Genomic DNA, 13,100 nt, shown 5'->3' with positions numbered 1-13,100 from the left:
GCGGATCTTCGATGGAGCCCGGTGGCCGGGCATGACGGGGCAGTCGAACGGCCCGGCCTCCGGGCACCGCCAACCTACGAGCGGAACAGCCCACTAGGCTGGGCCATTGCATGGACGAAAGATTGGACAGCTTCACGCCTCCCCTCGGGCCCGGCTTCGGTCCGGAGCTGCTCCTGCAGATCCCGCCCCGGGGCGGCCGGCGGCGGGCGGTCGAGGAGGCGCTGCGGTCCGCGATCCGCGACGGGCGGCTCAGGGCCGGGACGCGACTGCCCTCCAGCCGGGAGCTCGCCGAACAGCTCGGGCTGGCCCGCGGGACCGTGGCCGCCGCCTACGAGCAGCTGGTCGCCGAGGGCTGGCTCACCTCGCGTTCCGGATCCGGCACGCGCGTCGCGGCCGGGGCCTCCACGCCGGCCTCCACCGCGCCGGAGCGCCCGGTCCCGGCGGCGCCGCGCCATGACCTGCGTCCCGGCCAGGCGGACAGCAGCTCCTTCCCCCGCGACTCCTGGGGCCGCGCCATGCGCCACGTCCTGCGGGAGGCGCCGGCCGACGCCTTCGCCCGAGGCGACGCCAGGGGGCGCCTGGAGTTGCGCACGACGCTGGCCGCCTATCTGGGCCGCGTGCGCGGAGTCCGTGTCGACCCGTCCCATGTGGTCGTCTGCTCCGGGTTCACGCAGGCGCTCACCCTGCTCACCGAGGTCTTCGCCGAACTCGGGACGGACCGCGTCGCGATGGAGAACCCGGCGATCGGCGACCATGTCCGCATCGTCTCCTCCCGTCTGGACGTGGCCGACATCGCCGTGGACGCCGACGGGATGTCCTGCGCGGAGCTGTCCGCCTCCGGGGCCGGGGTCGCCGTGTGCACGCCGGCGCACCAGTTCCCGCTCGGGATGAGCATGGCGCCCGCGCGCCGCGCCGACCTGCTGGCGTGGGCGGACGAGGACCTCGGCTGGATCGTCGAGGACGACTACGACGGGGAGTTCCGCTACGACCGCAAGCCCGTCGGCGCGCTGCAGGCCCGCCGACCGTCCCGCGTCGTGTACGCCGGGTCGGCCAGCAAGAGCCTCGGCCCGGCGGTGCGGCTCGGCTGGATCGCCTGCCCGCCGCCGCTGCTCGAACCGCTGGTCGAGGCCAAGCGCCGGGCGCAACCGACGAGCCCGCTCGAACAGCTCGCCCTCGCCCGCCTGATCGACTCCGGCGGCTACGACCGGCACCTGCGCACGGTCCGCCGCTCGTACCGCCACCGCCGCGACCTGCTCGCCGAGGCGGTGGCCTCCCGGCTGCCGCGCGCGCGGGTGCGCGGGATCGAGGCGGGCCTGCACGCGATCCTCGAACTGCCGTCCGGCCCGCCCGACGAGGCGGCGCTGACGGCCGCCCTGCGACTCGCGTCGGTCGACGTGCACGCGCTCGGCGCCTACCTGCGCGATCCCCTCGACCGGGAACCGCGGCCCCCGTCGCTGGTCGTCGGGTACGGCAGCCCGCCGGCACGCGCCTACCGGCCCGCGATCGACGCCCTGGTCGGCCGCCTGAGCGAACTCGGAGCCGGCTGACCGGACGGGAGCGCCCGGCTCCGCGACACCAAGCGGTCCAACGATCTGACCGCCGAATGGCCCATCCGATGGGGCCGATCAGGTCCTAGCGTGCCGGGCATGGAAAGCACGCAAGAGTCGGGCACCGTCCTGACGGTGCTCGCGGAGCAGCAGCCGTCGATCCCTGACGGGGCTTGCGCGATGACGGTCCTCATCGAACTGCCTCCCGGCGATCCGGGCACCCCGCCGCACCGCCACGCGGGCCCGGTGTTCGGCTACATGCTCGAAGGGGAGATGGTCTTCGAACTCGAAGGCGAGCCCGAGCGGGTGGTCCGCGCCGGCGAGACGTTCTGGGAACCCGGCGGCGACGTCATCCACTACCAGGCGGCCAACAACCTCACCGACGGGTGGAGCCGGTTCGTCGCCGTGATGATGTGCGTCCCCGGCCGGCCGATGCTCACGCTGGTGGACGACGAGGAGCTCCGGCAGCGGCGGGACCGTCGCGCGCCCCGCGCCTGACCCCCGCGCCACGCCCCGAAGCCCCTCAGATGAGAAAAGAGCAGAGATGACGAACCGTTCCCCGGGCCGGGCACCGGAACCCGGACCGGCCCCCCTCGACACGCCCCTCGACATCTATGACGCGGTCGGGCTCGCCGAACTGATCAGGAACGGCGAGCTGCGCGAGAAGGAGGTCCTCGAACTGGTGGCCGACCGGATCGCCACGCGGGACCCGGGCATCAACGCCCTCGTCGCCACCCGCCTGGACGAGGCGCGCGACGAGGTGGCACGGGGACTGCCGGACGGGCCGCTCCGCGGCGTCCCGATCGGGATCAAGGACCTCTACTGCGACGTGGCCGGCCTGCCCTCGACCCACGGCAGCCGGATGTTCGAGCACGCGGTCGCGAAGCGGGACGCCGACCTGGTCATCCGCTACCGCGCGGCCGGGCTCGCCGTCCTCGGCAAGACCAACACGGCGGAGTTCGGCGCCAGCGCCAGCACCGAGCCCGCACTGCACGGGCCGACGAGGAACCCCTGGAACCCCGCCTACTCCGCGGGTGGCTCCAGCGGCGGGGCGGCCGCCGCCGTCGCGGCGGGCATCCTGCCGGCCGCGCACGCCACCGATGCCGCCGGTTCCATCCGCATCCCGGCCTCCGCCTGCGGGCTGTTCGGCATGAAGCCGTCCCGCGGCCTGGTGTGGAACGGTCCGCGGGCCAGTGCCCTGTCCGTCCCGATGGCCGTCTCCCACGCGGTGACCCGGACGGTGCGCGACAGCGCGGCCCTGCTGGACGCCACCGCCGGAGCCGTCCCCGGCGCGCCGTTCGCGACCCCCGCCATGGAGGAGACCTTCTCGGCGGCGGTGCGGCGGCCGCCGGCGCGCCTGCGCGTCGGCTACACCACGGTCGCTCCCGACGGCACTCCCGTCGATCCCGAGATCGCCGCCGCCGTCGAGGAGGCCGCCGCGTTGTTCGAACGCCTGGGGCACGAGGTCCGCGCCGCCGGGCCCTCGTTCGATCCGGACCTTCCGGGCAGGGCCCTGGACGTGCTGTTCGGCGCCGGGCTGCGCGGCCTGGTCGACACCGTGGTCCGTGCCCGCGGGCGCGCCCTCGGCGACGACGAACTGGAGCCGATGACCCGGCGGCAGTACGAGGAGGCGGCCGGCGTCACCGGCAGCGCCCTCCTCCACGCCCTGCAGGAGACGGAACAACTCGGCCGCACGGTCGCGGGGTTCTACGCGGATCACGACATCTGGCTGAGCCCCACCCTGCCCGCACCGCCGCCCCGCCTGGGCGTCCTGGACACCGCCGTCCCCGGCACGGCCGACGCGATCGCCCGGTACACCGTGTTCACCCGGATCGCCAACCTGACCGGGCAGCCCGCCGCGTCCCTCCCCTTCGGGCGCGACGCCGCGGGCCTGCCGATCGGCGTCCAGATCACGGCACCGCACGGCCACGACGCCGTCGTCCTGCGGCTGTCGGCCCAGTTCGAAGAGGCCGCCCCATGGGACTGGACGGCCCCCTGGCCTCCCGTGGCCTGAGCACGGCTCATCCACCGGTCGAGCGCCGCGGGCGGCACGCGAAGCCCCGTACCGCTCGATGAGGCCTAGGGCGCGGGCGGGGTGAAGACGCCGAAGGTGTTGCCGGACGGGTCCTGCAAGTAGGCGAACTTGAGACCGTTGCCGTTGCTCAGCGGAGGCATGGCGACTTTGCCGCCGGCCTTCACGGTCTGGTCGCAGACGGCTTCGACGTCCTCCACGAGGACCAGGAACATCGCGTGGTTGCGGGACGCGTCCGGCTCGTGGGAGATGCCCCCGGACGGCATGTCGGCGCCCGGGTAGGTGACCAGGTCGTAGCCGTCGCTGTAGGGGTCGAGCGCGAACTTCCAGCCGAACATGTCGCCGTAGAAGCGGCGGGCCTCCTCCGGCGCGTCGGTACCGACCTGGAACCACGTGACGGTGTTGAAAGCGGGAACAGTCATTGGTCTCCTCCTTGGAACGCTGATGCCATCAGCGTGGAAGAGACCCGCGACAGCCCCATGTCGGAGTTTCCGAACGAGTTCGCGAAACGGAACTCCGCCCACACGATCGTGCGGTCCCCGTCCGTCCGGTACCCCCAGCGATCCGAGAGGGCTTCGACGATCCGCATCCCGCGCCCGCACTCGGCGCCGTCCTCCGGCTTGACGCGGGGGCGCCTGCCGTCCGCCCCATCGTCAGCGACCTCCAGACGGTGAACGCCCTCTCCGACCAGGAGGCTCACCGTCACCCAGCCGCCGTCACCCGAGGCCGTGTGGAGGATGGCGTTGCAGACGGTCTCGCTCCCGACCGTCATCAGGTCGTCCAGCGCGGGATGGGCCGGGGGCAGCATGTCCCGCAGGAACCGCCGCGCGTTCGCCACCGACCGGGGAACGCCCGGCAACGTGATCGCGCCGACCACGACCAGGTCGCCGCTCATCACCCCGCCATCCACGACACGCCGGGCCGGGCCGCCGAGTGGCCCGCCTCCCATCTCACCGGTGTCCTTCTCGTCTCGGGCGCTCCCATCGTGCGCCTCCCTTCGGTTCGGAGTCGCCCGCCACAATCACCGCCCGAAGTCCCCGTGTCAGGCCGCCTGAACGTTCCCCGACTGAACGTTCAACCGCCAGCCTTTCCGTGCACGCGCCGACACACTCGGTGACATTCTTGAAAGATGCCTTCCGGGAACGCCCCCACCGTTCGCCAGCGCCGGATCGGCTCGGCGCTCCGCAAAGCCCGCGACCGCCACAACCTGACCGTCGCCACCGTGGCCCGCCGCTTCGGCCGCTCCCAGGGCTGGGTGAGCATGGTCGAGAACGGCCTCCAGTTCGTCGCCCCAGAAGAACTCAGCGACTTACTCGACTTCTACGAGATCGAGGACGGCCCTCTCCGCGAATCCCTCCTCCACCTCGCCACCCACCAGCCCGGCACGTGGGTGCGGGCGTACGAGTACCGCATCTCCGCCGCCGCCCTCGACCTGGCGAGCCTGGAGGAAGACGCTGCCGTCATCCGCAACTTCGAGCCCAATATCATCCCTGGGCTCCTCCAACTCCCCGACTACGCCCGAGAGATCATCGCGGTCGGCAACGCCAAACGCCCCCACGATGTCAAAGCGCTGGTCGACTTCCGAATGTCACGACAGAAGGTGCTGAGCCGTTCTGACCCGCCACGCTATATGCCGATCATCGCGGAGGCAGTTCTCTACAACCAAGTAGGCGGTGACCCCGCGCTCCTGCGCGCACAGATTCGGTGGCTGACCGAGGTCGCACGGCGCGATCACGTGGACCTCCGAGTCCTTCCCAGGACAGCCAGCGAATACCTCGGGCTCATCACCCCGTACGTTCTCCTCTCCCTACGCCCACCCGGACGACTCACCGTGTCCGTGAGCGACCATCGCACCGGGAGCATCTTCGTGGAGGACGAGGCCGAGGTGGCGACCGATGAGGCGACGTTCAAAATGCTCCTGTCAGCGGCCCTGGACAGAACTGCTTCGCTGGAACTCATTGACGGGGTAGCGTCACAAACATGATTTCCTCCGGACTGCCCCACACTCGCTGGCGCAAGAGCTCTTACAGCGGCTCCAACGAGGGCAATTGCGTCGAGATCGCCGACCTCCACGACCACATCGGCATCCGCGACAGCAAGAACCCCGCCTCCGGGCACCTCACCCTCACCCGCCAGGCCTTCACCACCCTCCTCACCCACCTGACGTCACGACGGTGAACAACTCAACCCGCTGGCGGAAGAGCACCCACAGCGGCGGCAACGAAGGCGAGTGCGTCGAACTTGCTGAGATCGACGGCCACATCGGCATCCGCGACAGCAAAAACCCGGCCGCCGGTCACTTGACCCTTGCCCGCGAAGACTTCGCTGACCTGCTCACCCATCTGGCGTCGCAATCGTGAACGCAACACCCCAGTGGCGCAAGAGCTCTTACAGCGGCGGCGACGAAGGCAACTGCGTCGAGATCGCCGGCCTCCACGACCACATCGGCATCCGCGACAGCAAGAACCCCGCCTCCGGACATCTAACCCTCACCCGCCAACGCTTCACCAGCCTCCTGGCCCATCTGGCATCACAGCCGTGATCGCTGACCGGGACAGAATCGCCCGCTCCCACGAACGCCTCAAGGGCCGCCAGCCCCAGCTCACCGCACGCCGGCAGGCCGAACTGGTGCGTATGCACGGCATCAGCGACTACACCATCACCGAGCAGGTGGGGCCCTTCTCCGTCGGAAGGGCGATGGTGTACCGCGTCCTGAACCGCGTACACGACCAACCGAAGAGCCACCCCGAAGGCTAGGCCTGGTGAACGCCACCGGCGGGAAGCACTCGGCTGGTTCACTTTCGGTGATGGTCGCGCAGATGAAGGTCAGCTGGGTGATCGAGGAGAATCTGGAGCGGATCAGCCAGATCGTGGCCCGGGGACGCGCCGACGATCTCATACTCCTCCCCGAAGGAGCGCTATCGGGATACGGCACCGACCTGTCACCACTGCAGGACCACTCCCGGATCACAGATGTAGAACTGGCGGCCCGATACGTGGCCGATCTTGCACAACGACAGAAGGTTCACCTGTTCTGCGGGTCGCTTGCCTGGGACCGCGGCGCGTGGAGGAACGCTGTGTTCTATTGCGGCCCTGATGCCCAACGGTGGGTCTATCACAAGGTCAATCTGGCCATGAATGAAAGAGACCACCTGCGGCCTGGAAACCGGCTGGCGCCAGTGTCCCTGTCCACTCAGACAGGCACGGTCACCGTGGGGGTGCAGATCTGCCGCGAGATCCGCTTCCCCGAACAGTGGCGCCATCTCGTCGACGCCGGTGCCGACCTGCTGCTCTTCCCCACTCACGCAGCCAATCCAACCGAACCCGCCGGTGTCTGGCGCAGCCACCTCATCAGCCGAGCCGCCGAGAACCAGCGGTTCGTCCTGGCCTGCAACGCCGCCGAACCCCTCCAACACTGCCCCAGCATGATCATCAACCCTCGCGGCGAGGTTCTCGCAGAGACCGCCTCCGCCGACCCCGAACTGCTGCGGGCAACCATCGACTTGAACCAGACCAGCAACTGGTACCTCGACCAGCGACAGGACCTGACCAGCACCTGATCCGGGGTCAGACACGCAGGCGCAGCCTGACTCCCCTTTGAGAGATGGATCCCACGTTTAGGAATCCCCTCAATAGAGCGGGGAGTTTGGTGTCGGGTCGCCCGCCCGGCCCGCCGACCGTGCGCGGAGGGCCGGACGCCCGACTGATCCCCGGTCCCGACTGCAGGTGGCTTGCCTCGTAGCGGGACGCTCCCTCCGCTGACCAGATTAACCCTTTAGTTGTTTTTGTGGTGCCGGGCTACTTTGAGGGGAATGCTCGACTTCTGCAAGTATGTAAATCGGATTCCACTTTCTCCGGGTCTCACCTATCCCCACGGCAACAATAATCAGCCTCCAATCTCGCATCTATTGGTTTACTTGTTCGATATACTTTGCGCATGTGTTCGGTTACGGATATGGATCTCGGCGCGGCGTCCACTCAGGAGTTGGTGGACGCCGCCGCCGCGATCGCCGCCGAACTCGCCGCCCGCTCCGCCCCCGAGTCGGCTGCGGTGTGCATGGAGCTCGCCGAGACGTTAGCGGCGGCGTCGGACGCCCATGAGGCCGCGCTGGCCGGGTTCGTCGCCCGCGTGGACGCGGCAGGTGAGACGCGCCGCTGGGGGTTCCCCTCCACGCAGGCGTGGCTGCGGTCCCGACTGGGCATGCGCGACGCCCGCGCCAAGGAACGCGTCACCCTGGCCCGCCATATCCACCGGCTCCATGTGGTCACCGAGCTCCTGGCCAAAGGTGAGTTGTCCTACGGCTACGCCACCACGGTCGCCGACGCCGTGGCCCGCCTCGACGATGACGACTGCGCCAAGGCCGAGACGCTGCTGCTGGACATGATCGGCCAGGGCTTCTCGCCCGGGAAGGTCGCCGCGTTCGGGCGCCGTATCCGGGAGGTCATCGCCGAACGCGACGGGTGCGAGCAGCCACCCGAGGAGGTGCAGCGCGGCTACGAGCGATCCTGGATCGACTCCACCCGCTCGCTGGACGGCGGCCGCTACATCAAGGGCTGGCTGAACGCCGAGGACGCCGCCGTCTGGGACGGCACCCTGGGCCCGCTGGCCAAACCGGCCGGGCCCGACGACCACCGCGACCTGCCCGAGCGCACCGCCGCGGCCCTGTCGAGTGTGCTGGCCGGTGGGCACAAGGCGACCAAGGTCACCGTCATCTGCGACCTGGACACCCTCACCGGCGGTCACGCACCGGCGAGGTTGACCGACGGCACCCCCATTCCTGCGCCCCAGGCCCGCCGCATTGCTTTGTCGGCCGGAGTCTCACCGCTCCTGCTGGGCAACGGGAACGCGCCGCTGTATCTGGGGCACAAAGTCCGCTTCGCCACCGCCGCCCAACGCCAAGTCCTGGAGACGCTCTATCCCACGTGCGCGGTGCACGGCTGCGAAGTCCCCGGAATCCTGTGCGAGGTCGACCACGTCAACGGATGGGCCCTGGGCGACAGCCCCACCGACATCGACAAACTCGCCCTGTGCTGCGGATGGCACAACCGCTACAAACACACCCACCCCCAACACATCCACACCACCCACGACCCCGCCACCGGCCGCTACCTCTACCGGCTCCACCCACCCGGCACACCAACCACCCACCCACCGACCACCAATCCGCGCACAGTCGAGCCAGGCACAGTCGAGCCGCACACAACCCTCAACTGGGCCGCCTGACCAGCGGCGCGCGGACGGCGGAGCCGGGACAAACCGCTCATCCGGCCCGGACGGGGCAGCAGCGCTTGTTCTTGGCGTGCTCTCTCCCACCAACGGCAACGAGGAGGGCGATTCAGTAATGCAGTAACCCGCGTGCCCAACCTCACGCGACAGAACAGCAGAGGTGGCCGGGGTGCAGACTCATCGAGTGCACCCAAGCCCCTAAGGAATCCGAGTTCATCGCCGAGATCGACCGTGAGGCCGTGTTCTCCGCCCGCAGGGGGAAGCTGCGGGCCCTACGCACCTCCGCCTGGTGCGGATGGCGGGCGGTGCCCTCTTCGTCGTGATCGCAGCGCTGACAGCCATGCGCGTCCCCCAGGGGCGGCATGGGAAGTCACCTGGCTGATGCTCCTGCCAGGCCCGATCCCGTGGCTCGGATCGTGGCGCCAGTTCGCCGCCGTCCGGCATCTGGAAGAGACCTGGAACACCATGGGCGTCCCCGCGGTCGCGATGCGCATGTCCGCCCATGGGCTGCGCTGAAGTACCGACGCTGCGCCCGATCACGTCTTCCTGCCCTGGTCTGCGATCACCGGCTTCCGGCTCAGGACTGTGGCGCGGGCAGCAGGCTCCTGGTGCTCGATCCAGTGCCGGGGCTCAGCGCCGGCGCCCCGGGTGTCTCCGGTCTGGATCACCCGGACGTGCAGCGCGTCCTGCACCACAAGGTGTTCGGCATTCAGGGGCTCCACTTCGCCGTGAGGGCTCGTCGCCAGTCGGTCGAGGAGATTGACCGGGCACTGGCCCATTTCACTGAGCCTTTTTCAGCGGCAGCTTCGGAGTCGCTGATCAGAGCATGACCGCGGACGGCGTGGGCGATGCCGGACGTCAAGAAGCCCCTGGTAGGACGATTGATCTCTCACAACCCCCGTCCCCACCAGAGGCCTCGCATGCTTTTGTACCGTGCTTCGCTGCCTTTGTCGCGCCGGACCCTGACCTACGCCACCGGTGTGGTCCGCCGCCACCGCCAGGCCATCGGCAGCAAGGGCCGCCGCCTGCCTGCGGGCATGCAGGCCCTGATGACCCTGGTCCACCTGCGCAAAGGCGAGACTTGCGCCGAGGCCGCGCTGCCGGCGATCCGTCCACCCGCGGCAGCGCCTGGTGCGGTGACCACGAACGCTCGCCGGGTCGGGTGACACGCGGGGCATGGTCCTCAGCACGACCGAGCGGGTGCATCCCCAGGCTGTCCATAGGCTGTCCCTGGTCGGCCTCGCGGCCCTACCGGGAAGGGCTCAGATCACTTTGATGACCCACTCGCCCTTCGCCTCCACATGGAGGAAGACCGAGCCCGCCACCTGACCCTCAGCGGACGAGATCCCCTTGCCGGACAGGACGTGGGGGCCCCGGTGGAACTCCGGGGTCAGTTCGGTGACGGAGTACCTGCCCCCTTCCCTGTGCTGCATCTGGATCCGCGCCGCTCCGCCGACGTAGCGGAAGATGAACGGACCGCGTGAGCCGACGGCGCGCTCGATGACCGGAACGGTGTCACTGGCCTGCAACCATGCCGACCACGTGCCGTTGCACGTGATGCGCAGTTGGACGGGCCAGTCTGTCTGCAGGGAGAGCGGCCGCACTATGCGGAACGGTGACGGCACATCAGCCAGCCGCACGGCCTTTCCCTGCTGGACGTGTTCGATCCGCCCGCCTTCGTGGAGACGGGCGACGACCAGCGACGGGACCTCCCAGTCGGGGCGGTGCAGCATCGCTTCGCCTTTGCCTCGCCCTTTGACGTGGTGTTTCTCGCCCAGATCCGGGGGCGCCACCCTGAACGGCCCAGGTCGCTTCGCCGGACGGGGAGGTCGGGGCGCCTGTTTCGGCTCGCGTGGCCGGCGCGTGTCACCGGTGTCCCCCGCCCGCTTGGTGCGAGTTTCCGGCCGGACGCCCGTCGCGATCGGCGGCAGCCCCTCGGTGAGGCGGATCGCGTCCGCGGCGCACACGTGGACGTCGCGCGCGGCGCCGCCCGGCGGGGCCCACGCGACACAGTCCACGGACGGGCCGTGGCGGGGGTCGAAGAAGCAGAGGGGCCGTCCCGTCAGGGCGGCATTGACGCGGGCGAGCGCGCGGCGTCCCTGGTCGAGACTCCGCAGGACGTCGGCGGCGTCCCCACGGTCACGGTCGCCCAGGAAGTCCAGCTTGGCCTGCTCGTACGCGTCCAGCGCGCGGCCGTAGTCGGCCATCAGGTCAAGGTCGGCGCCATGTTCGTCCGGGTCGAGCGGCAACCGTGCGAGTTCCTCTCCGAACGCGGTGATCTCCGCGTCGATCTCCGCCAGCTCGTCCTCGCGCCGCCGCTTGAAGATTCCGAACAATCTCGCCCCCCACGATCGGGGTGATCGTACCGACACGATCGCTTCCTGCACGATCCTCTACCGCAAGCCGGGACATGACCTCCTCGATCCGGTCCGGCCTGGCGTCGAAGTCGGGTCGACTGAGATCTTCCAGCGTGTCACCCACCCCGGTGGACGTTCGTGCTCACCGCACTAGCCAGGGGTCAGTAGGAGTAGCCCGCGAACCTCGCGGTATGCGTTTGCCGTCCATGGCAGCCCGCTCGCCGCCCGGCCAAGGCAGGCCACCGAAGCCGGCGAGGGCGGTCGCTGCCACGACATGGCGGAGCCACCGCAGGGCCCAGCCGTTCAGGTCGGCGGCCTCGCAGAGCAGATCGTCCTCAGAACGCACAAGCCCATCACGCCCCGGGCCCGGGCTTGCCGCCCGCCGCGGCCGGTCCCGGCCGCACCGCCGCCTAAGTCCAGTCACGTCACGCCCACCAGCACCTGGCCAGGGTCCGGCTGCGCTTGTTGGTCACTCGGGGGTGCCGGGGACTACTAGGCCCGACTCGTAGGCGACCACTACGGCTTGGGCTCGGTCGCGTAGGCCTAGTTTGGCGAAGATTCGGGTTACGTGGGTTTTGACCGTTGCCTCGCTCAGGTGGAGGTGGGCGGCCAGTTCGGTGTTGGAGAGGCCGCCGCCTACCAGGCGGAGCACCTCTTTCTCGCGTGGGGTCAGGACGTCCAGGCCCTGGGGTGCCGGTGCGGGGCGGGCGAATCGCTCGACGAGGCGGCGGGTTATGGAGGGGGCTAGCAGCGCGTCGCCGGTCTCGATGAGCTTCACCGACGCCACCAGGTGTTCGGGGGTGACGTCCTTCAGGAGGAAGCCGCTCGCGCCGGCGGCTAGTGCGGAGTACACGTATTGGTCGAGGTCGAACGTCGTCAGGATCAGGACGCGGCACGTGGGATCGTCGGCGAGTACGCGGCGGGTGGCCTCCAGGCCGTCCATTCCGGGCATTCGGATGTCCATGAGGACCACGTCCGGCCGGAGGCGACGTGCGGCGGTCACCGCCTCCAGTCCGTCGGCGGCCTCGCCGACGACCTCGATCCCGGACCTGGTGAGGATCATGCGGAAGCCGCCGCGCACCAGTGTCTGGTCGTCGGCGATCAGCACCTTGGTCACGGCCGCTCCAGGGGGATGCGTGCCCGCACGCGGTAGCCGCCGCCCAGGCGCCGGCGCGCGTCGAGGTCGCCGCCGTAGACGGCGACCCGTTCGCGCAGGCCGGCGAGGCCCCGGCCGCCCTTGTTCTCGGGTGGGGCGGGGCCGGTTCCGGTGAGCACGCTCGGGCCGGTGTTGAGCACCTCAAGCCGCAGGTTCCGTCTCCCGTAGGTCACCGTCACCTCCGCCGTCGCCCCGGCGGTGCCGTGTTTCAAGGCGTTGGTGAGCGCCTCCTGGACGATGCGGTACCCGGTCGCGTCGATCCCGGTGGGCAGCGGGCACGGTTCGCCGGTCACGGTCACATCGACCGGCAGGCCCGCGAAGGCGATCCGGTCGACGAGGGTCCCCAGGTGCGCCAGCGACGGCTGCGGGGCGAACGCCTCACCGTCGCCGTCGGGGGCGGGCGCCAGCACGCCGAGCAAGTTCCGCAGTTCGGTCATCGCCTCCCGGCCGGTCCGCTCGACGGCCAGCAGCGCGTCCTCGGCCTCGCCGTCGACGCCGTGCCGGGCCGCGCCCGCCTGGACGACCATGACGCTGACGCTGTGGCTGACGATGTCGTGCAGGTCCCGGGCCACCCGGGCCCGCTCCTCCTCGACGGCCCGGCGTGCGGCGCCCTCGCGTTCGCGTTCCAGCAGCCAGGTCCGCGCCCCGAGCTCGGCGCGGCGCCTGCGCCGCTCCCACAGGGCCCATGTGGATGGGATTGTGGCGAGGAGGGGCACGAGCCACGCGGGCAGCATCCGCCCATCCTGCCGCCAGACCCGGACGGAGCGCATCATTCTGGCGG

At 70.1% G+C, this 13,100-nt stretch carries 18 protein-coding genes; 13 read left to right on the top strand and 5 right to left on the bottom strand.

All coding sequences use genetic code 11. The features are described 5' to 3' along the window. The first annotated feature begins 110 nt into the window (after positions 1 to 110). The 3 genes from K4S16_RS29060 (at position 111) to K4S16_RS29050 (ending at position 3,561) form a co-directional block, all read left to right on the top strand. Positions 111 to 1,547 (top strand): PLP-dependent aminotransferase family protein, encoded by a 1,437-nt coding sequence (locus tag K4S16_RS29060; protein ID WP_149262231.1) that lies wholly within the window; start codon positions 111 to 113, stop codon positions 1,545 to 1,547. A gap of 99 nt (positions 1,548 to 1,646) precedes the next feature. After that, entirely contained in the window at positions 1,647 to 2,045 is a 399-nt protein-coding gene (locus K4S16_RS29055; RefSeq protein ID WP_149262230.1) for a cupin domain-containing protein, read from the top strand. A gap of 46 nt (positions 2,046 to 2,091) precedes the next feature. Beyond that, positions 2,092 to 3,561, top strand: coding sequence for an amidase (locus tag K4S16_RS29050; RefSeq protein ID WP_149262229.1), 1,470 nt, complete (start codon positions 2,092 to 2,094; stop codon positions 3,559 to 3,561). A 65-nt stretch (positions 3,562 to 3,626) separates the two neighbouring features. Here the strand turns inward: K4S16_RS29050 and K4S16_RS29045 are convergent, their stop codons facing one another. Together K4S16_RS29045 and K4S16_RS29040 are read right to left on the bottom strand one after the other, a co-directional pair. Then, positions 3,627 to 4,001: a VOC family protein gene (locus tag K4S16_RS29045; protein ID WP_149262228.1), complete on the bottom strand. Its 375-nt coding sequence runs from the start codon at positions 3,999 to 4,001 to the stop codon at positions 3,627 to 3,629. Beyond that, the gene (locus tag K4S16_RS29040; RefSeq protein WP_160161068.1) at positions 3,998 to 4,474 is read right to left on the bottom strand and encodes an ATP-binding protein; all 477 of its coding nucleotides are present in this window, start codon (positions 4,472 to 4,474) and stop codon (positions 3,998 to 4,000) included. The genes K4S16_RS29045 and K4S16_RS29040 overlap by 4 nt, the downstream gene beginning before the upstream one ends. Positions 4,475 to 4,708: 234 nt before the next feature. Between K4S16_RS29040 and K4S16_RS29035 the strand changes: the two genes are divergently transcribed. From K4S16_RS29035 to K4S16_RS28995, 10 genes are all read left to right on the top strand, one after another. Further along, positions 4,709 to 5,563 carry a helix-turn-helix transcriptional regulator gene (locus K4S16_RS29035; RefSeq protein WP_149262226.1) on the top strand — a complete coding sequence of 285 codons (855 nt, stop codon included), beginning with the start codon at positions 4,709 to 4,711 and terminating at the stop codon, positions 5,561 to 5,563. Then, entirely contained in the window at positions 5,560 to 5,757 is a 198-nt protein-coding gene (locus K4S16_RS29030; RefSeq protein WP_149262225.1) for a DUF397 domain-containing protein, read from the top strand. Before K4S16_RS29035 ends, K4S16_RS29030 begins: the two co-directional genes overlap by 4 nt. Further along, positions 5,754 to 5,939 (top strand): DUF397 domain-containing protein, encoded by a 186-nt coding sequence (locus tag K4S16_RS29025; protein ID WP_149262224.1) that lies wholly within the window; start codon positions 5,754 to 5,756, stop codon positions 5,937 to 5,939. Before K4S16_RS29030 ends, K4S16_RS29025 begins: the two co-directional genes overlap by 4 nt. Then, complete coding sequence (locus tag K4S16_RS29020; RefSeq protein WP_149262223.1) at positions 5,936 to 6,121, top strand: DUF397 domain-containing protein; 186 nt, start codon at positions 5,936 to 5,938, stop codon at positions 6,119 to 6,121. The genes K4S16_RS29025 and K4S16_RS29020 overlap by 4 nt, the downstream gene beginning before the upstream one ends. Beyond that, positions 6,118 to 6,336 carry a hypothetical protein gene (locus K4S16_RS29015; protein WP_149262222.1) on the top strand — a complete coding sequence of 73 codons (219 nt, stop codon included), beginning with the start codon at positions 6,118 to 6,120 and terminating at the stop codon, positions 6,334 to 6,336. The genes K4S16_RS29020 and K4S16_RS29015 overlap by 4 nt, the downstream gene beginning before the upstream one ends. Before the next feature lie 5 nt (positions 6,337 to 6,341). Then, a complete protein-coding gene (locus K4S16_RS29010; RefSeq protein ID WP_200842182.1) occupies positions 6,342 to 7,139 on the top strand; it encodes a carbon-nitrogen hydrolase family protein in 798 nt (265 codons plus the stop codon). A gap of 395 nt (positions 7,140 to 7,534) precedes the next feature. Further along, positions 7,535 to 8,803 (top strand): HNH endonuclease signature motif containing protein, encoded by a 1,269-nt coding sequence (locus K4S16_RS29005; protein WP_160161067.1) that lies wholly within the window; start codon positions 7,535 to 7,537, stop codon positions 8,801 to 8,803. A 384-nt stretch (positions 8,804 to 9,187) separates the two neighbouring features. Continuing rightward, a complete protein-coding gene (locus K4S16_RS46560; protein WP_268843283.1) occupies positions 9,188 to 9,322 on the top strand; it encodes a hypothetical protein in 135 nt (44 codons plus the stop codon). A gap of 92 nt (positions 9,323 to 9,414) precedes the next feature. Next, on the top strand, positions 9,415 to 9,636 hold the full coding sequence (locus K4S16_RS29000; protein WP_149262220.1) for a hypothetical protein: 222 nt from the start codon (positions 9,415 to 9,417) through the stop codon (positions 9,634 to 9,636). A 90-nt stretch (positions 9,637 to 9,726) separates the two neighbouring features. Next, complete coding sequence (locus tag K4S16_RS28995; protein WP_149262219.1) at positions 9,727 to 9,972, top strand: hypothetical protein; 246 nt, start codon at positions 9,727 to 9,729, stop codon at positions 9,970 to 9,972. A gap of 96 nt (positions 9,973 to 10,068) precedes the next feature. On the opposite strand, the gene K4S16_RS28990 is transcribed toward K4S16_RS28995, so the two are convergent. From K4S16_RS28990 to K4S16_RS28980, 3 genes are all read right to left on the bottom strand, one after another. Further along, positions 10,069 to 11,142: a hypothetical protein gene (locus K4S16_RS28990; protein WP_149262218.1), complete on the bottom strand. Its 1,074-nt coding sequence runs from the start codon at positions 11,140 to 11,142 to the stop codon at positions 10,069 to 10,071. 490 nt (positions 11,143 to 11,632) lie between these two features. Beyond that, entirely contained in the window at positions 11,633 to 12,280 is a 648-nt protein-coding gene (locus K4S16_RS28985; protein WP_149262217.1) for a response regulator transcription factor, read from the bottom strand. Further along, on the bottom strand, positions 12,277 to 13,053 hold the full coding sequence (locus tag K4S16_RS28980) for a sensor histidine kinase (RefSeq protein ID WP_149262216.1): 777 nt from the start codon (positions 13,051 to 13,053) through the stop codon (positions 12,277 to 12,279). The genes K4S16_RS28985 and K4S16_RS28980 overlap by 4 nt, the downstream gene beginning before the upstream one ends. Positions 13,054 to 13,100: the final 47 nt, after the last annotated feature.

Source organism: Actinomadura sp. K4S16 (genome assembly GCF_008327685.1).
Taxonomy (GTDB): Bacteria; Actinomycetota; Actinomycetes; order Streptosporangiales; family Streptosporangiaceae; genus Spirillospora.
Note: the sequence above shows the minus strand (reverse complement) of the source record. Positions and strands in the feature narration are given on the sequence as shown.